Here is an 18,713-nt window from a genome sequence, read left to right on the forward strand (position 1 = left end):
GTAGGGGCCGCGCTTGGAACGTGCGGAGAGCGCGCCGCGCGCCAGCACGACGGACAGCCGGGGCGGCGCGCTGAGACGGCGAACGGTCATCGCGATCACGCTCCCAGCAGGCTCTGGCCGCAGACGCGTACGACCTGGCCGTTGACGGCGGCGGAGCCGGGCGCCGCGAGCCAGGCGACGGTCTCGGCGACGTCGACCGGAAGGCCGCCCTGGGACTGGGAGTTCATGCGCCTGCCCGCCTCGCGGATGAAGAAGGGGACCGCGGCCGTCATCTTCGTCTCGATGAAGCCGGGGGCCACGGCGTTGACGGTCACTCCGTGCTCCGCGGCGGCACGTGGCGCGAGGGAGCGCACGAGGCCGATGATCCCGGCCTTGCTCGCCGCGTAGTTGGTCTGGCCGACGTTGCCCGCGATGCCCGAGATGGAGGCGGTGGCGACGACCCGGCCGGTGCCGCGCCGCAGCGCGCCCGCCGCCAGCAGGCGGTCCGTCGTGCGCAGGACCGAGGCGAGATTGACCTCCAGCACCTGGTCCCAGCGCTCGGGCTTCATGTTGGCGAGCCTGCGGTCCCTCGTGATGCCCGCGTTGTGTACGAGCACGTCGAGACCACCCTCGGGCAGGGCCTGGGCGATGCGGTCTCCCGCGTCGTCCGAGGTGATGTCCAGCGGCAGCGCGGTGCCGCCCAACGACTCGGCGACACGCGTCAGTTCGGCCTCGGCCTGCGGTACGTCGAGGCAGACGACGTGGGCGCCGTCGCGTGCCAGCGTCGCCGCGACGGCCTCGCCGATGCCGCGTGCGGAACCGGTGACCAGCGCCGTACGGCCCTGGAGCGGGCCCTGTCGTGAAGCAGTGCCGGACCCGGCGGACGCCTCGCCGGATGTGCCGCCGGACGCATCGGCCGGCGCGGGAGCGGCGATCCCGTCGCCGATCTCGATGACTTGCCCGCTGACGTACGCCGACCTCGGCGAGAGCAGGAAACGGAGGGTGGACTCGGCGTCCGCCGGGCCCGCTTCGGGCGCCAGGCGCACGAGTTGCACCGTACGGCCGCCGCCGGTCTCCTTCGCGAGCGAGCGCACGAAGCCCTCCAGCGCCTGCTGTGCGGCGGCCTGATGGTGGTCTTCGGGGTCGGGACGTGCGGCGAGTACCACGATGCGTCCGCACTCGGCGACCGAACGGACCACCGGGCGAAGGCAGTCGTACACATGGTGCAGTCGCGGTACGTCGCGGACTCCCGTGGCGTCGACGACGACGGCGGCGGAGCGCGCACGGGGTTCCGCGCCGGTCGTGTCCGTGACGACGGGCAACCCGTTGCCTTCGAGCACGGCGGCGAGTTCCTCGGCGTAACCGGCGCCGTCGCGCGGCGGGACCGGCGTCAGGTGGAGGATGGGGCCTCCTTCCAGTGCCGGCCGCTCGGCCGTCCAGCGGTGCAGCGGTACGGGACGGGGAAGGCCGAGACGGCGGGTGAGGAGGCGGCCGGGACGTGTGTTGGTCCAATGCAGATATCGGTCAGCCATTCCCTGATTCCTCCGGCTCGCGTAAATTTACTTCCGAGTAAGGTTACTTTCAGGTCAGGAGTCTGGTCGAGGATGAGTTCCAGCGACCTCACAAGTTCCCGCACCACGCGCCGCGTTGCCGTCATCGGCGGCAGCCGCATCCCCTTCGCACGCTCCGACGGACCGTACGCGACCTGCTCGAACCAGGAGATGCTCTCGGCCGCGCTCGACGGGCTGGTGGAGCGGTTCGAGCTGACGGGCGAACGGGGGCGCGGCGTCGGCGAGTTCGTGGCCGGTGCCGTGCTCAAGCACAGCCGGGACTTCAACCTCGCGCGGGAGACCGTGCTCGGCTCCCGGCTCGATCCGCGTACACCCGCCTACGACGTACAGCAGGCCTGCGGCACCGGACTTCAGGCGGTCATCGCCGTCGCCAACAAGATCGCGCTCGGAATGCTCGACGCGGGCATCGCGGGCGGCGCCGACACCGCCAGCGACGCGCCCCTCGGCGTCAACGACGAGCTGCGGCGCATCCTCCTCGCGGCACGCAGGGCCAAGACGCTGAAGGAGCGTGCCAAGGAGATCGCGCGGGTGCGCCCACGCCACCTCGTGCCCGAGATCCCGCGCAACGCCGAGCCCCGCACCGGTCTTTCGATGGGCGAGCACGCCGCCCGCACGGCACGCGAGTGGAACATCGGCAGGCACGAGCAGGACGTCCTCGCCGCCGCCAGCCACCGCAACCTCGCCACCGCCTACGACAGCGGCTTCCTGCACGACCTCGTCGTACCGTTCCGCGGCCTGGCCCGCGACCAGAACCTGCGGCCCGGCACCTCCGTGCAGAAACTCGGCGAACTCAAGCCGGTCTTCGGCACGGACCAGCCCGACGCGACGATGACGCCCGGCAACTCCACGCCGCTCACCGACGGCGCCGCGACCGTGCTGCTCGCGAGCGAGGAGTGGGCCGAGCGGCACGGGCTGGAGCCGCTGGCCTATCTGTCCACGTACGAGACGGGCGCGGTGAGCTTCTACGAGGAGGACGGGCGGCCGGGGGAGGACGGGCTGCTGATGGCGCCCGCCTACGCCGTGCCGCGGATGCTGGAGCGGGCCGGGCTCGGCATCGAGGACTTCGAACTCTTCGAGATCCACGAGGCGTTCGCCTCCCAGGTGCTGGCGACCCTCGCAGCGTGGGAGAAGCGGGGGCTCGCGCCCGTGGACCGCGAACGTCTCAACGTCGCCGGGTCGTCGCTGGCGACCGGCCATCCCTTCGCCGCCACCGGGGCGCGGATCGTCGCCACCCTCGCCAAGCTCCTCGCCCAGCGCGACGCACAGGCCGGAGCGAAGGGGCTGATCTCCATCTGCGCGGCGGGGGGCCAGGGGGTGACCGCCGTACTGGAGAGGGCCTGACGGACGCGGGCACCCGGCTCCGGCACCCCGAGTGCGGCATCCGGTGCCCGCCACCCGTAGCCCTGGCCGAGCTGCTCCGCCGGGCCCGGCTCTGCTCTTCCCGCCCGAACCGACACCGTCCGAACCGACACCGTTCGAACCCACGCCGACTGATACGACCACGACTCATACGACCACCCGCCACGCCGAACACAAGAGGTACCTCACGAACAGGAGCCGCTCGTGACGACCCAGCCAGCGAACCAAGCCCCGGCGCCCGGCGGCATCAGTCCGGGCCCCACGCTCGTAGAGCCGGAGAAGGAGGTGGTGGACGGCGTCGTCAGGGAGGTGTCCACGCGGCCGTTCGCACCGGCGGTCACGAGCGGTTCCCTCGGGGACATCCCGTTCACCAACGCGGAGGAGGCGCCGTTCGAGGCGGTGCTCAGCCGTAAGCGGCCGGACGGTACCTGGCGAGACGTGTCGGCGGCCGACTTCGCACAGGAGGTCCTCAACACCGCGAAGGGCCTCATCGCTCTCGGCCTCCGCGCGGGCGACCGTATCGCGATCATGGCCCGTACGACGTACGAGTGGACGCTGCTCGACTTCGCGGGCTGGGCCGCGGGCCTCGTCACCGTGCCGATCTATCCGACGTCCTCCAGCGCGCAGGCCCGCTACATCCTTCAGCACTCGGGGGCGCGCGGCTGCGCCGTCGAGAACGTCGAGCAGTCGCGGATGCTCTCCGCCGAGCGCGGAGCCATGCCCGAGCTGGAACACCTCTGGCAGCTCGACGCGGGCGGGCTCTCCCAAGTCGCCGCCGCGGGAAGGCAGCTCGAGGACGACGTAGTCGCCGAGCGCCGCCGCGCGGTGGGCCCGGAAGACGTCGCGACCCTCATCTACACCTCCGGCACCACGGGGCAGCCGAAGGGCTGCGTGCTCACCCACGGCAACTTCTTCGCCGAGGTGGACAACGACATCGAACTGCTCCACCCCGTCTTCAAGTCCGTCAGCAAGGACCCCGCCTCGACGCTGCTGTTCCTTCCGCTCTCGCACGTCTTCGGGCGCATGGTGGCGGTCGCGTGCATGAGGGCCCGGGTACGGCTGGGGCACGCGCCCAGCATCCAGACGGAGGATCTGCTCGCCGATCTCGCGGGCTTCAGGCCGACGTTCCTGCTCGGCATCCCGTACGTGCTGGAGAAGGTCTACAACACCGGCCGTGCCACGGCCGAGAAGATGGGCCGCGCCTCGTCCTTCGACCGTGCCGCGCGCATCGCCCGCCGCTACGGACAGGCCGTCGAGGAGCAGGAGCACGGGCGCGGCAACGGGCCGGGTGCCGGGCTGAGGACCGCCCGCGGCCTGTACGACCTGCTGGTCTACCGGCGCATCCGGGCCGCGCTCGGCGGTCGCTGCCGCTACGTCATCAGCGGCGGATCGCCGCTCGGTTCGCGTCTCGCCGCGTTCTACGAGGGCGCGGGGATCTCGGTGTTCGAGGGCTACGGGCTCACCGAGACCACGGGGGCCTCGACCTGTACGCCGCCGCTGAAGCCCAGGCTGGGCACGGTCGGCTGGCCGGTGCCGGGCACCGCGGTGCGCATCGCGGACGACGGCGAGGTGCTGCTGAAGGGCGCCCATGTCTTCGCCGGCTACTGGGACTCGCAGCGGCAGACCGCCGTGCCGGAGGTCGGCGGCGACGGATGGTTCGCGACGGGCGACATCGGCGCCCTCGACGACGAGGGCTATCTGACGATCACCGGGCGCAAGAAGGACCTGATCATCACCTCCGGCGGCAAGAACATCGCGCCCGCGCCGCTGGAGGACTGGCTGCGCGCACATCCGCTGGTCAGCCAGTGCCTCGTCGTGGGCGACGACCGGCCGTACATCACCGCGCTCATCACCCTGGAACCGGACGGTCTGGCGCACTGGCAGCAGATGCACAAGAAGCAGGAGCTGTCCCGCGAACAGCTCGCCGAGGACCCGGAGTTGCTCGCCAACCTCCAGCAGGCCGTCGACGAGGCCAATCGCATGGTCTCCCGCGCCGAGTCCATCCGGCGCTTCGCCGTGCTCCCCGAGGACTTCACCGAGGAGGGCGGTCATCTCACGCCGTCGCTGAAGCTGAAGCGGGCCGCGATCGTGAGGGACTACGAGAGGGAGATCGCGAAGCTGTACGAGCGGTAGGGCGCTCGGGGCGCGGGAAGCGGGGCGGCGCGGGCGCGGGTGCGTACCGGTGCCTGCGTCGGGCCGCCGCCGCTCCGGTGCTCGGTGCTCCCGTGCTTGGTGGCCGTGGCTTGTCCGTGGGCCCGTGGCCGTGGGCCCCGTGCCCGTGGCCTGGGGCGGGGCGCCGAGTACCGGCAAGTTCCCGTCCAGTTGGGGAGATATTGCCAAGGCGCCTTCGTATGCGCTCAGTTGTGGTCCGATGCCGTTGCGCGACGACAGGGTTCGTGCGGGAAGCAGCGGCGGGAGCAAGAATTTGAACAAGACCGGGGACGTGTTCGCCATCCCCCTGGAGGACGAGGCGTACCTGGTGTACGCACCGCTGCACGGAACGGCCTTCGCCGCCAGCAAGGGCATGGCGGCGCAGCTTCCGGGCGTGCTGGCGGGCGGGGGCGGCGACGAGAGCGTGGTCGCGTTCGCACGCGAGGCGGGGCTGCTGGGCGAGCCCCCGTCGCCGGTCACACGCCGGGAGGGCGAGCCGTCGCCGACCGAGGTGACGCTCTTCCTCACGACGGCGTGCAATCTGCGCTGCACCTACTGCTACGCCTCCGCCGGTGACGCCCCCGCCACGTATATGACGATGGAAGTGGCCAAGCAGGGCATCGACTTCGTCATCGACAACGCCAGGCGGCAGGGCGCCCCGTTCGCCGGGGTCAACTACCACGGCGGCGGCGAGCCCAGCGTCCACTGGAACCTCATGACGGAGTCGCTGGCCTACGCACGTGAGCAGGCGGGCGATCTGGAGGTCATCGCGGCGTCTGCGGGCAACGGCGTCTTCAGCGACCGGCAGATCGACTGGATGATCGGCAACCTCAACGGCGGGATGAGCCTGTCCTTCGACGGGCTGCCCGAGGCGCACGACAAGCACAGGCCGACGGTGCGGGGCACGGGCTCCAGCTCACGCGTGATGCACACGATGCGGCGCTTCACCGAGGCCGGATATCCGTACGCGGTGCGGCTGACCGTCACCGCCGAGCAGATCCCGCTGCTGCCGGACTCCATCGAGTTCGTACTGTCGAACTTCACGCCGAAGCGCGTACAGGTCGAGCCCGCCTACCAGTTGGGGCGGCACGAGGGCGAACCGGACGCCGAGACAGAGGACTTCATCGCCGCCTACCGCGAGGCACAGGCCCGTGCCGCCCGCTTCGGGCACGAACTGGTCTACAGCGCGGCCCGGGTGGGGACGCTCACCAACCACTTCTGCGGCGTCACCCAGGACAACTTCTGCCTCAGCCCCTCGGGAGGGGTGTCGGCCTGCTTCGAGGCGTTCTCCGAGGACAACGAGTTCGCGGACGTCTTCTTCTACGGATCGTCCGGGCCGGACGGCTACACCTTCGACATGGACGCGCTGGAGCGGCTGCGCGGGCTCGGCGTCGAGCAGCGGTCCTTCTGCGACGGGTGCTTCGCCAAGTGGAACTGCGCGGGCGACTGCTACCACAAGTCGCTGGCGGCCAACGGGCGTGGCGAGTTCGCCGGTTCGCAGCGCTGCCACATCACCCGTGAGCTGGTGAAAGACCAGCTCCTCACCCGTATCGCCGGGTCGGGCGGCCTCATCTGGCGCGACCGCCGGAGCGGCGACGACTGCTCAGTCCACGGAGGCCGCGGTGAATGACGTCATGCTGCCCTGGCCGGAGCCGAGGCGCCCCCGTGAGGACGGGGAGTCCCGTACGGACGGGGAGTCCCGTAAGGACGGGTCCGGGCGGGGCGGGTCCGGTCGTGACCGGTCCGGGAAGGCGCAGGCCGCTCCGCGCTACGAGATCCAGCGGGTGAACGCCGACGGTTCCACCGGTCCCGTCGAGGTGCTGCCCATCACCAGTCCGCCGTGGGCGGCGAAGTCCGGGCGGCGCGGCTTCCTCGGCGCCGGCATCGCCTCGTCGGTCGCGGCTGCGCTGCTGCTCAGCGGATGTGACGACGACGATCCCGAGTCCCCGCTGTCCCCGTCTCCCAGCGGCTACGGGACCGAGTCGCCCACCCCCTCGGACACGCCCTCCTACCCCACTCCCAGCGACCCGTACCCGTCGAGCAGCTACCCGGAGGCGCCCACGGACCTGCCGACGTATCCGACGGAGACCGAGTCGCCCGGCGGCAGTTACCCCGACCCGGCCGACCCGACCTACGGCAGTACGAGCGGCAGCACCTACGGCGGCACCAGTTCGGGCTCGTACGGCGGCAGCACGGGAGGCACGATCTGCACCTGCAACAAGGTGTGCACATGCATCCCCGTCTGCCAGGCGCACGAGCTGCTGAACCCGGACCCGGTCGTGCGGAGGATGGCCGAGACGGTCCTCGTCGCCATGGGCACGTGCCAGCTCCCGTATATGCGCTGGGCGGCAGGCGAGGCACGTCCCCCGCTGCGCAGGCGGATAGAAGGGCTCATCGCCGAGTTGTGCGCCGGGCGCAGGCTGGAGTCCCGCGATCTGGACGATCCGGGCTGCGAGCGCTACGTGACCTCCGGCGATCCCGTCGTCGCGCTGATGGCGGCGCAGTTCCTTTCGCTGCGTGCGCTGCGCGGTGCGGGGCTCAGCGGGGAGCCGGCCCGGCGGGCGGCCAAGGCGCTGAACGCGGGGTGTGCCCTTCATCTGGAACGTGCGCCTGCCTGGAGCCGCTGAACGGGCCCGGCGGTCAAGTCCCGTTCGGGCGGCCGAAGTCCGCGGTGTTTCCTGCGTGTGCCACCACCACCACGCTGCCCGGCTCCGCCCGGACTCCGACGACGCGCGATGGTCCATGCGGTCGTCGGAGTCGGCGGCGGGGCCGGATCACCGGTGCGGCTGAGGCCGTCGGAGGTCGGGCGCTCGGTCGCTGCGCTCAACCACGTTCTCAGCCTCGTGCTCGATCACGGTGCTCAACCACCGTGCTGAATCACGGTGTTCGGTTGTTCAGTCGCCGTTGCTCGCTCGCCGTTGCTCGCTCGCCGTGCTCGATCACGGTGCTCGATCACCGTGCTCGATCACCGTGCTCAGCCACCGCAGTCGCCCTGCGTCGGCTCACCCTTGAAGCGGTCGGAGAGCCAGTTCATCGCGGGGATCGAGGCGAGGATCGCAGTGCCCGCGTGCGGTGCGAGCGGGAAGCTCGTCCACTCGACGGTGTTGCCTTTCGCGCACCAGTCGGCGCGTAGCTGCTTCCCTACGTCGTACGGAATGATCTCGTCGGCCTCACCGTGGTACAGGTACACGGGCGCACCCGGTGCCTTGGTGCCGAGCTTGTCCTCGGCGAGGCGCTGCTGCCAGTCGGGCTGGTCGTTGGGGTCCTTGGTCGTGACGTCCTCGACGGACTTGTTCGCGCCCGCCTCCGACGCCTCGGCGAGACAGCCGTCCTTCATGATCTGCGTGATGCGCTTGCCCTCGTCGTTGAGGTAGCCGTCCAGGCCGAGTTCGGGGAACGCGGCGTCGTGGCCGATCGCGGACATCAGCACCAGGCCCGCCTCCTCGTCGCCGTCGTTGTACTCTGCGACCTTCGGCAGATCGGCCGGGACACCGCCGCTCGCCGTGCCCTTGACCTGGAGTTCCGGCGCGTAGGTTCCGGCGAGTTCGGCCGCCCAGCCGCTGGCCTGGCCGCCCTGCGAGTAGCCCATGATGCCGACGGGGGAGTCCTCGGTGACGCCCTTCTCCTGTGCGCCGGGCAGTCGTTGGGCGGCGCGTGCCGCGTCGAGCACGGCGGTGCCGGCGGCACGTCCGACGGTGTAGGTGTGCGTGCCCGGCGTGCCCAGCCCCTCGTAGTCGGTGACGGCGACGGCCCAGCCGCGCAGCAGCGCACCCTCGATCAGCGGCGCCTCCTTGGTCTTGCCCACGGGGAAGTTCGCCGACGGCGCGCACTTGTCGGCGATGCCGACGGTGCCGACCGCGTACGTCAGCAGTGGCCTCGGCCCTTCGCGGTCGTCCTTGGGCACGAGGACCGTGCCCGAGACGGTGTTGGACTTCCCTTTCGCATCCGTCGAGTTGTACTGGATCTTCCAGGCGTGGGTGGGGAGGGATACGCCGGGGAACACCTGGAAGTCGGTCGGTTCGGCGCTGACGACGTCACCGGGCTGCGCGGCCTTGGGGGTGCCCGCGTTCGCGGGGGAGGCCAGCGCTGCGGAAAAGCACAAGGCGGTCACCGCGATTGTTGCGGTGACCGCCTTGCTACGGACTTTTCCAGTACGGGGGCGTCTTCTTCGAATGGGGATGCGCATGGGGGGTCTCCCAACGATTCGGAATGCTGGGCTCGTTGGGTGGAACGTACTGACGCGTCAGTACCCCGTGAAGGGGTCGCGCCGTAAGTGTGCATGCACGGCACAACAACGGCGGCCGACCTGCCCCTCGGCGGCCTTCCCCGGGCGCGGGCATGGGCGCACACGCACAGGCGTACGCGTGCAGGCGTACATGCCCCGGGAGCCGTACGGGGACGGCAGCGAAACCCGGTGCCGCTGCCGGGAGTCCGTCCCCGTAGGGCTCGTGACGGCTCAGAAGGGCCGGTCGCCCGCGATCGCGACGCGTTCCGCCACGCGGCGGTGCGGGGCGTAGTCGTCGACCGCGTAGTGCTGGGTGGCGCGGTTGTCCCAGAAGGCGATGTCGCCGGGCTGCCAGCGGAAGCGGACCTGGTACTCCGGCACGTGGGCCTGCCGGACCAGGTAGCTCAGCAGGCGGTCGCTCTCGTCGCGGTCCATGCCCGTGATGTGCGTGGTGAAGGACGTGTTGACGAAGAGCATCCGGCGGCCCGTCTCGGGATGCGTCCGTACCACGGGGTGCTCGACCGGCGGGAACTCCTCCTGCAACGGGATCAGCTTCTCCGGGCCGTAGAAGCGCGCGAAGCCGGGGATGAAGTCGTGCACGGCGGTCGCGCCGTCGATGCGCGCCTTCACCGTGTCGGGGAGGTTGTCGTAGGCGGCGGCCATGTCCGCCCACATCGTGTCGCCGCCGACGGGCGGCACCTCGCGGAGCTGGAGTACGGCGCCGAGCGCGGGCCGTTCACGGAAGGTGACGTCCGCGTGCCACACGTTCTCGAAAGTGGGGGCCGCGTCGCCGCCCTTCTCGAAACGTACGACCTCGGCGGACGAGCCGCGGGCGAGCAGCGGATTGGTCTCCAACTCGCCCCAGTTCGCGGCGAAGTCGCGCTGCTGCCCGGAGGTGAGGCCCTGGCCGCGGAAGAAGAGCACCTTCCACTCCAGCAGCGCACGGTTCAGCTCGTCCCGCAGCTCCCGGTCCAGGGGCCGGGAGAGGTCGACGCCGCGGATCTCGGCGCCGATGACACGGCCCTGCGGCACGACCTCGAAGCGCTCGTAGGGCGGTTCGGGCGCGCCCTCGGGCAGCCGGCGCAGGGTACGGCGGCCCTCGTACATCCCGTCGGCGGGGACGCGGGCGTCGCGCAGGACAGGGGCAGGGGAGGCGGGGGTGAGGGTCATGAGTGACGATCCTTCGAAGTCAGCGGTCGAAAGGGAGAGTTGCGTCCGGGAGCGCATGGCGCCCGAGCGGACGTGACGCGTACGGGAACGCGCGGCGCGTGACGCGTACGAGAACGCGCGGCAGGGCTCTGCGCAGGCCCTATCGACCGGACCGCTCACACCCGCGACGCCACGGCACGCTGAGGCGTCCACAGGCAGAAGAGGTGTGCTGGATCATGGGCACATTCTGAGCGGGGGGCTACGGGATCGTCAACGGCGCGACCGGCATGTGGACGGGCCACGGAAGTCCCGTCGGTGGCGCCCGCCGACTGCCTCCACGACTCCTGGCCGACTCTCCGACTGCCTTACCGGCCCCGGCTGCGTCTCTCTCCGGCTGCGTCTTTCCCCGGCTGCGTCTCTCTCCGGGGCGAGTCCGGGCCCGTCCGGCCCGGACCCCGCCCTATGCCTTCGGTACCGGGCCGATCGAACTGCCCGCCCACTGCGGTGCCTTCTCCGTCAGCGCGGCGAAGCGCTCACGTACGGCGTCGGGGAACGGCGCGGCCCGTCCCGCCCTCTGGTCGACATGGATCATGAGCAGCTCCGAGGTGGCCACCGGTTCCTTGCGGCCCTTCGCCCGCATCTCCAGCACCAGGCGGACCTTCTTCGCGTCGACGCCCAGAATCCGTGTACGGACGGTCAGTTCGGCACCCTCGGAGACCTCGCGGAGATAGCGCACATGGGCCTCGGCCGTGTAGAGGGAGCAGCCGCTCTCCTCGCGGTACTTCTGGCCCATGCCGGTCTCGATCATCATGGCGTCGGTCGCGTGGCCGAAGACGAGAACGTAGAACGCCTCGTTCATATGGCCGTTGTAGTCGATCCACTCGGGGCGCACGGTCGCCGTGTGGTCTGTGATCGGCTCGTCGGCGCCTGCGGGCAGGGCGCCCCGCCCGGCCGCTTCGGTCTCTTCGGTGCCGGTGCCGGTGCCGGTCGCTTCCGTCTCTTCGGTGCTCACCTTGTCTCTCCCTCGACGGTGGCGTCTCCTCGGTCCGTGTGCCGTCCACCGCCGTGCGGCAGGCGGCCCGTAGCGCGTAGTACGTCGATGACGCCCTGGTCGCGTTCGGCCACGAGCTGTGCGATGGAACGGCCCCCGGCTGCCTCGTCGCAGCCGTCCACCATCGCATCACGCAGCGCCGAGTCGAGTTCGGGCGCCTCCAGCCTCGTCCACGGAGACTTGAGCGAAGGGCCGAAGTGGTCGAGCATGTGGGCCATTCCGCCCTCACCGCCCGCGAGGGCGAAGGTCAGGCAAGGGCCCATGAACGCCCAGCGCAGGCCGGGCCCTTCGGTGATCGAGTCGTCGATGTCGCGTACGGACGCCTCGCCGTTGGCGACCATGTGCAGCGCCTCCCGCCACAGCGCCTCCTGGAGGCGGTTGGCGATGAAGCCGGGCAGTTCGCGGTCCATCGTGATCACGGACTTGCCCGCCACCTCGTAGAAGCGCGACGCCCACGCGACCGCCTCCGGATCAGTCGACCTCCCGCCCACGACCTCCACGAGCGGGATCAGATACGGCGGGTTGAAGGGGTGGCCGACCAGCAGCCGCCCGGGGTCCGCCGCCTCGCCCTGCATGTCGGACATCGGATAGCCGGAAGTGGAGGAGGCGATGACGACACCGGGCGGCGCGGCGGCGTCCAGCTCCGCCAGCAGCGAGCGCTTCAGCTCCAGCTTCTCCGGAGCGCTCTCCTGTACGAACTCGGCCCCGGCGACGGCGTCTTGAAGGGTGGGGGCGACCGTGAGACGGGTGGGCGAGGCCCCCTCGGCGAGACCGAGCTGTTCCAGGGCGGGCCATGCGGCGTCCACGAGGCGGCGCAGCTTCTCCTCGGCGTCGGGCGCCGGGTCCCATGCGGTGACGTCGTAGCCACGGGCGAGGAAGTGCGCCACCCAGCCGCCGCCGATCACGCCTGCTCCGACGCAGGCGACACGGCGTACGGCCTCGGGCGGGCGAGGAGCGGGGGAGGAGGCGGAGGGCGGTGCGGTCATGCTGGTGGTGTCCTTTAGCGGTCGCTGCTGCGGAGATTCCGGCGGTGCGGCGGCGGACCGCCGCCGTCCGGTTCGGGCCAGGGCTCATGCCCGGCTTCAGGCCCGGGGCTTGAGTCCCAGCCGTTCGCGGGCCTGGTCCGGTGTGGCCACCTGTGCGCCCAGCAGCTCGGTGATCTGCACGGCGCGCTCTACGAGTTGGGCGTTGGTCGCCTTGACTCCCTTGCTGAGGTAGAGGTTGTCCTCCAGCCCCACCCGTACGTTTCCGCCGAGCAGGATCGACTGCGCGACCCACGGCATCTGCATTCGCCCCAGCGCGAAGCTCGCCCACTGCGCACCCGGCGGAAGGATGTCGACCATCGACTTCAGCACGCCCGGCTCGGCCGGAGCGCCCCAGGGGATGCCCATGCAGAGCTGGAAGACGGTCGGGTCGTCCAGCAGGCCCTCTTCGAGTAGCTGCTTGGCGAACCAGAGCTGGCCCGTGTCGAAGATCTCCAACTCCGGCCGTACGCCGAGCTCCTGGATCCGCTTGGCGCCCGAGCGCAGCATGTCGGGCGTGGAGATGTAGAGGTTGCTGCCCTCGCCGAAGTTGAGGGAACCGCAGTCGAGGGTGCAGATGTCGGGCAGCAACTCCTCGACGTGGGGGAGGCGTTCGACTCCGCCGACCAGGTCGGTGCCGGGCAGATGCGTCAGCGGGTCCTCGGGGTCGATGACGAGGTCGCCTCCCATGCCCGCGGTGAGATTGATGACGACGTCGGTTCCGGTCTCCTTGATCGCCTCCACGACCTCCCGGTAGAGGCGCGGGTCGCGTGCGGGTGCGCCCGTCTCGGGGTCCCGTACGTGGATGTGCACCACGGCGGCGCCCGCACCGGCGGCCTCGACCGCGGAACGGGCGATCTGCTCGGGCGTGACCGGGACGTGCGGACTCCGGCCGACGGTGTCTCCGGCGCCGGTGAGCGCACAAGTGATGATGACGGAGCTGTTCATGGGCATGGGCTTTCTCCTCCGCTCGTACGGATCGGGTCGGGGTGCGTCGGGTGCGTCGGGTGGGGCCGGTCGGGTCGGGGCGGGGTGGAGGGAACGGATCGATCGGGTCGTGCCGGTGCTGGTGCCGGTGCGGTGCCGGTGCGCGCCGACGGTCGCGGCGACGTCGTACGTATGGATCAGCGGGCCGGTCTGGCGGACAACTCGGTGTCGATATGGGCGAGGAGGACCCTCCGCATGGCCTCGCCGCCCTCCCCGGCCTCCGGCGCGGTGGCGAGCGCCTGAGCGGCGAGGCCGTCGATGAGGGCGGTGAGGCGCAGGGCGGCGAACTCCGGGTCCACGGCACGGAATAGGCCCTGCTCGATCCCGCGCCGGATCACGTCCGCGACAGTCGTACGCCACTGCCGGTAGTAGTCGGCGTGAAGCTGTCCCACGGCCGTGGAACGTGCGGCCTCTGCCCACAGATCGAGCCAGACCAGCCACTGACGGCGCTGCTGTGCGTCGCGCGGGATCTGGAGTTCGACCAGGCGGCGAAGCTCGTCGGCCGCGTCGTCGCCCGCCTGGGCCGCACGGGCCGCGCGGCGCGCGGTGTCCTCGTCCATGCACCAGCGGACCGCCGCCTCCAGCAGCTCGGCACGGCCGGGGAAGTGGTAGTGGATGGCGGCCGTGCTCGTCGAGCATGCCTCGGCGATGTCCGAGACGCGTACGGAGTGGAAGCCGTGCTCGGCGATGAGGCGGACCGTCTCGCGGACGATCTGCAACGGGCGGCCGCCCTCGGGCGAGGCGGCGGCGACTGCGTCTCCGTGACGGGCCTCGGTACGCGATCCGTTGCGCGATCCGTTGCGCGACCCGGTGCCGGCCGCGGTTCCGGCCGCGGTTCCGGCTCGGGCCGCGGCCCTTGTCACGGACGGCACCCCGGGCGCGGCAGCGTTCCCGCCCGTACCGGAAGCGCCCAGCAGCCATGCCGCGTCGACGCCGCCCGCGTCCGCGATCCGCGCGAGCTCGGCCACGGTGAAGCGGCGGCTCCCGCTCAGCGAACGGGACAGCTTCGACGGGTCCATCACGATCCGCCGGGCGAACTCCCGCTGGCTGCAACCGGTTTCGCCGATCACCTGCCGCACTCGTACGGAGACGTCGCCACCCGCGTCGGGGACTCGGCTTCCGGGCTCCTGCTGCATGCGGAACACCGTAGGAGCACATTGAGAAAATCGCAATACCGAAGGCGGGCACATTCGCAATATCCAGAGGCAGACGGGGTGTTGCGGTGCTGACTGATGCATCAGTCAGTGATGTTGCTCGGCTACGGTCCGCCCCGCACGTCCGCGATCCGCCACCGCTGACTGCCCGTCAGCCGAATCCGGATCGGCGTACAACCCCCGCAGGGGTTCGCAGGTCTCTTCTTGTGGATCAGCGGCCTGAAGACCACGGGCCGCAGGTCCGGTTCGACCGACCATCGACCGGGCAAGACCACTGACCATGACTGGGGGAACAGTTATGCGTTCGAAGAGTGCCGCTCTGGCAGCCGCCGTGTTCATCGCGGGTACGGGCCTGATCGCGACCGCGGGCACCGCCTCGGCCGCCACCGCCGGACCCAGGAACACCGCCGCCACCGCGGCGACCACGGAGGGCGCCCACAAGGCGGCGTACAACGGGGCCTGCGGCTCCGGATACTCGGTGGTCAACTCCGCCGGTATCGCCGGCCTGGGCACCGTCTACCTCACGTACAACTCCTCGACGGGCAAGAACTGCGTCGTCACCATCCGCAATGAGAAGGGCGACCCGGTGCACATGTCCGCGGCCGTCCGCGTGCTCAAGGACGACGAGGAGACCCAGCCGGTCGTGGAGGAGGGCGAGTTCACCGAGTACGCGGGCCCGGTCTACGTGGACGAGGGCTCGGGCCACTGCATCGAGTGGAGCGGCGTCATCGGTGACGAGGAGTACTTCAACAGCGGCTCCAACTGCGGCACCCTGAAGTAGCCTCGCGCTTCGGCTTCGGCTCCGGACCGGCGGCCGGCAGCCACGCCGACGAGTACGTCAGGGGCGGTTGACCAGGGGGAACGGTCAACCGCCCCTGACCGTGAGGGACCTGAACCTTTCAGCCGGCAGTCGTGCCCCTCACTCGTCTCTTCCCGAATCCGGGCCCTGCCGTCAGGGCTGCTTCCAGGTGTCGAGCGCGGTGCGGAAGATCAGGTCCTCCTGCGAGTCCCACACTCGCTGGGCGGCCTCGAAGTAGATCGTGTACTCGGTGCCCGCGTCGTCGATGTACGCCTGCTGCACGACGTGCATCTGCTCGCCCGACTCCGGTACGTAAGTGAACTCCCAGCGTGCTCCGTTGTGCCCCTGGAAGGTGTTGTGCGCCAGGCGGATGCGCGAATAGCCGTTCCCTGACTCCTGCATCGCCTGTTCCGTCTCCAGGAACCTGATGAAGCTGGCCTTCGGCGCGCTCGCGATCTCGCTGATGTGCAGATACTCGTCGCCGGCCGGTGCCATGTAGCCGATCTGCGTCGGGCTCAGCTCCTGGCGCTGCCACCCCTTCATCACGGCGAGCGAGAAGCCGTGGTCGTCGACCACCTTGCGGAATCCCGCGGGCAGTTGAGGGGCGGGAGGCTTGGTCGGCTCGGGCGCGGGCGGCTTGCTCGAAGTCTTGCTGGGGGAGGGCGTCGGGGACGCCGACTCCTCCTCCTTCTTCTTCTCCTTTTTCTTCTTCTCCTTCGGCGACGCCGACGCCGTGGTGGGCGACGGGTCGGGCGACGCACCGGTGTCGACCATCTTGTACCGCGAGATCCGGCTGTCGGCTCGGTCGTCCGCGGCGTCGTCCCGGTTCATCAGCATCCCGGAGGACGTTCCCGCGCCCACGAGCAGGGTGATGACGCCGAGCGTGATCCCCAGCCGTACGTAGTTGGTCCTGGTGCGGAACTTGAACGGGGGCGGCGGTGGCGGCGCCGTCAGCGGATACAGGGCGCGTCCGCACCCCGCGCAGGCGTCCGACGATGCCGGTGATCTGGTGCCGCAGTGCGGGCATGTGGTCAACATGAGCAGCTCCCGTGCTCCCCCGAGCGATCCCGATGGCTCCCAATAAACGGGCAGTGCACCGACAGACGGTACTTGCGGGGCCACACTTTGCTCCCACTGCGGATGCACTTTTAGCAGAGACGGACAGTCCCTGAGCTGGGAACTTTCCCGAAATGCCGGAAGATTTACGGTCAATCGCCACGGGGCGGGGACCGGGCCGCCGAGGGGGCGCCGACGAGCTACTGACGGGCTGCTGACGGGTCTCACCGCGCCCACGCACCCTTCGCGCCCCGATGCCGTACGGAGCGCCGGGCCGTACGACATCACACGGCGCGTCCGGCCGTAAACAGGAAGCGGAGACGTAAGCGCATACGAAGAGGAACTTCGAAGCGCGGGGTGGATTCGGGCCCGGATTCAGCCCCGGGGAGCCCCGGGAACGGTCCCGGCACGACTCCGGACGAGCACCCGGCGGCCCCGCCGGACCGCGACTCGCGGGGTGCGAGACGTGGACGCGAGGGGGGACGCGAGGCGGGACGCGAGGCGGGACGCGAGGCGTGGGCGCGAGCCGGAGCCGGAACGGCAGGAGCCCCCGCCGGTTTCCCGGCGGGGGCTCCTTGGGTGGTGCGATCAGGTCACTGTGCCGTGACGTTCTCCGCCTGCGGCCCCTTCGGACCCTGGGTCACGTCGAAGCTCACGACCTGGTTCTCCTCGAGGGAGCGGAAGCCAGTCGCGTTGATCGCGGAGTAGTGGACGAAGACATCGGGACCGCCGCCGTCCTGGGCGATGAAGCCAAAGCCCTTTTCAGCGTTGAACCACTTGACGGTTCCGGTAGCCATAAGCCCTCCTTGGGCCTATAAGGGTCGCCCTGCTCCCAGAACCCCGCTACGAAGTCTCTGAAAACGACGAGAGCCCGCGGTCACATGCTCCGCAGGCTCTGTACTGCAAGGAAACCAAACTGCAACTTGTCGGCGAGCCTAGCACGCTGCCTTGCGGTGTGGAAGGGCCGCGATCTCCGGCGTGCGCTGGCGGGTTTCCCTCCGCGCCGCTCACAGGGCGCCTCTGCCGCCGCCTCTCCTTCCGTTTGTCGCCCCCTCCCGGGTGTTCCTCTCGACTCCTCCGGGCGTTCCCCTCTCGATCCGCCTCGACGGTCCCGATCCGCCGCCGTCCCCTTACGTTCCGTTATGGGAAATCGCCTCCCGGCCGACGACGGGCCTGTGGCGGACGGCCCGCGGGCGCGGCGTACGCTCCGGGGTGTGACTGAGTTTCCGCAGGCTCCAAGGTCCCGTCCTCGTGTGGGGCACATCCAGTTCCTCAACTGCCTTCCGCTCTACTGGGGCCTTGTTCACACCGGCTCCCTGCTCGATCTGGAGCTGACGAGGGACACTCCGGAAAAGCTGAGCGACCAGTTGGTGAACGGGGAACTGGATATCGGGCCGGTCACACTCGTCGAATTCCTCAAGAATGCCGACCGGCTCGTCGCGCTTCCGGATATCGCCGTCGGATGCGACGGGCCGGTGATGTCCTGCGAGATCGTCACACGCAGGCCGCTCGACCAACTCAACGGCGTGAAGGTCGCGTTGGGCTCGACCTCGCGCACGTCCGTACGGCTGGCGCGGCTGCTGCTGGCCGAGCGGTTCGGCGTACGGCCCGACTACTTCACCTGCGAGCCCGACCTCGAACGGATGATGAACGAGGCCGACGCTGCCGTCGTGATCGGCGACGTCGGGCTGCGCGCCTATCTGCGGAACCTGCCCGAGCCCGGCCTGGAGGTCCACGACCTGGGCGAGCTGTGGAAGGAGTGGACGGGGCTGCCGTTCGTCATGGCGGTGTGGGCCGTGCGCCGCGACTATCTGGCGGACCACCCGGAGACGGTGCACGAGGTGCACCGCGCCTTCCTCTCCTCACGGGACCTCGCACTGGAGGAGGTCGCGAAGGTCGCCGAGCACGCCGCTCGCTGGGAGGTCTTCGAACCCCCGGTGCTGGAGCGGTACTTCACGACGCTCGACTTCCGGCTGGGCAGCAGGCAGTTGCAGGGGGTCGCCGAGTTCGTACGGCGCACCGCGGCGGGAGGCGACTATCCCGCGGACGTACGCGTCGACTTGCTGCCGGTCGCGGACGGCGACGGAGACGACCGGGCCGCGGACGGCGACTGAGACGACCGGGCCGCGGACCGCGGCTGAACGACCGGGCCGCGGACGGCGACCGAGGCGCCGGGGGCCGGACGTCACGTCCCGGTGCCCCGAGGCCGC

General features: G+C 70.4%; 15 protein-coding genes. 6 read left to right on the top strand and 9 right to left on the bottom strand.

Annotated features, from left to right (window positions below; genetic code table 11):
- Window positions 1-95: 95 nt before the first annotated feature.
- Window positions 96-1,511 carry a 3-oxoacyl-ACP reductase gene (locus MMA15_RS16590; RefSeq protein ID WP_241060665.1) on the bottom strand — a complete coding sequence of 472 codons (1,416 nt, stop codon included), beginning with the start codon at window positions 1,509-1,511 and terminating at the stop codon, window positions 96-98.
- A 72-nt stretch (window positions 1,512-1,583) separates the two neighbouring features.
- Between MMA15_RS16590 and MMA15_RS16595 the strand changes: the two genes are divergently transcribed.
- The 4 genes from MMA15_RS16595 to MMA15_RS16610 all read left to right on the top strand — a co-directional run bounded on the left by MMA15_RS16595 (window position 1,584) and on the right by MMA15_RS16610 (window position 7,687).
- Window positions 1,584-2,891, top strand: coding sequence for an acetyl-CoA C-acetyltransferase (locus MMA15_RS16595; protein WP_241060667.1), 1,308 nt, complete (start codon window positions 1,584-1,586; stop codon window positions 2,889-2,891).
- 222 nt (window positions 2,892-3,113) lie between these two features.
- The gene (locus MMA15_RS16600; protein WP_372498255.1) at window positions 3,114-5,042 is read left to right on the top strand and encodes an AMP-dependent synthetase/ligase; all 1,929 of its coding nucleotides are present in this window, start codon (window positions 3,114-3,116) and stop codon (window positions 5,040-5,042) included.
- A 292-nt stretch (window positions 5,043-5,334) separates the two neighbouring features.
- Window positions 5,335-6,690 (top strand): radical SAM protein, encoded by a 1,356-nt coding sequence (locus tag MMA15_RS16605; RefSeq protein ID WP_241060669.1) that lies wholly within the window; start codon window positions 5,335-5,337, stop codon window positions 6,688-6,690.
- Window positions 6,683-7,687, top strand: coding sequence for a hypothetical protein (locus tag MMA15_RS16610; protein ID WP_241060671.1), 1,005 nt, complete (start codon window positions 6,683-6,685; stop codon window positions 7,685-7,687). The genes MMA15_RS16605 and MMA15_RS16610 overlap by 8 nt, the downstream gene beginning before the upstream one ends.
- 347 nt (window positions 7,688-8,034) lie before the next feature.
- Here the strand turns inward: MMA15_RS16610 and MMA15_RS16615 are convergent, their stop codons facing one another.
- From MMA15_RS16615 to MMA15_RS16640, 6 genes are all read right to left on the bottom strand, one after another.
- Complete coding sequence (locus MMA15_RS16615; protein WP_443732552.1) at window positions 8,035-9,246, bottom strand: lipase family protein; 1,212 nt, start codon at window positions 9,244-9,246, stop codon at window positions 8,035-8,037.
- A gap of 270 nt (window positions 9,247-9,516) precedes the next feature.
- The gene (locus MMA15_RS16620; RefSeq protein ID WP_241060675.1) at window positions 9,517-10,455 is read right to left on the bottom strand and encodes a TauD/TfdA dioxygenase family protein; all 939 of its coding nucleotides are present in this window, start codon (window positions 10,453-10,455) and stop codon (window positions 9,517-9,519) included.
- A gap of 439 nt (window positions 10,456-10,894) precedes the next feature.
- A complete protein-coding gene (locus MMA15_RS16625) occupies window positions 10,895-11,371 on the bottom strand; it encodes a thioesterase family protein (RefSeq protein WP_241063237.1) in 477 nt (158 codons plus the stop codon).
- 71 nt (window positions 11,372-11,442) lie between these two features.
- Window positions 11,443-12,471: a 3-hydroxyacyl-CoA dehydrogenase NAD-binding domain-containing protein gene (locus MMA15_RS16630; RefSeq protein WP_241060677.1), complete on the bottom strand. Its 1,029-nt coding sequence runs from the start codon at window positions 12,469-12,471 to the stop codon at window positions 11,443-11,445.
- A gap of 96 nt (window positions 12,472-12,567) precedes the next feature.
- The gene (locus MMA15_RS16635) at window positions 12,568-13,455 is read right to left on the bottom strand and encodes a beta-keto acid cleavage family enzyme (protein WP_241063238.1); all 888 of its coding nucleotides are present in this window, start codon (window positions 13,453-13,455) and stop codon (window positions 12,568-12,570) included.
- 176 nt (window positions 13,456-13,631) lie between these two features.
- Window positions 13,632-14,630, bottom strand: a complete 999-nt coding sequence (locus MMA15_RS16640) for a TetR/AcrR family transcriptional regulator (protein WP_241060679.1) — start codon at window positions 14,628-14,630, stop codon at window positions 13,632-13,634.
- A gap of 316 nt (window positions 14,631-14,946) precedes the next feature.
- Here MMA15_RS16640 and MMA15_RS16645 point away from each other — a divergent pair, with 316 nt between their 5' ends.
- Window positions 14,947-15,429, top strand: coding sequence for a spore-associated protein A (locus MMA15_RS16645; RefSeq protein WP_241060681.1), 483 nt, complete (start codon window positions 14,947-14,949; stop codon window positions 15,427-15,429).
- A 171-nt stretch (window positions 15,430-15,600) separates the two neighbouring features.
- Here the strand turns inward: MMA15_RS16645 and MMA15_RS16650 are convergent, their stop codons facing one another.
- Window positions 15,601-16,485, bottom strand: coding sequence for a serine/threonine kinase C-terminal domain-containing protein (locus MMA15_RS16650; protein WP_241060683.1), 885 nt, complete (start codon window positions 16,483-16,485; stop codon window positions 15,601-15,603).
- Window positions 16,486-17,096: 611 nt separating this feature from the next.
- On the bottom strand, window positions 17,097-17,300 hold the full coding sequence (locus MMA15_RS16655) for a cold-shock protein (protein ID WP_241060685.1): 204 nt from the start codon (window positions 17,298-17,300) through the stop codon (window positions 17,097-17,099).
- Between the two features lie 345 nt (window positions 17,301-17,645).
- On the opposite strand from MMA15_RS16655, the gene MMA15_RS16660 reads away from it, so the two are divergent.
- The gene (locus MMA15_RS16660; RefSeq protein ID WP_372498256.1) at window positions 17,646-18,617 is read left to right on the top strand and encodes a menaquinone biosynthetic enzyme MqnA/MqnD family protein; all 972 of its coding nucleotides are present in this window, start codon (window positions 17,646-17,648) and stop codon (window positions 18,615-18,617) included.
- The last annotated feature ends 96 nt before the right edge of the window (window positions 18,618-18,713 follow it).

Origin of the sequence: Streptomyces marispadix, assembly GCF_022524345.1 — a bacterium.
GTDB lineage: Bacteria > Actinomycetota > Actinomycetes > Streptomycetales > Streptomycetaceae > Streptomyces > Streptomyces marispadix.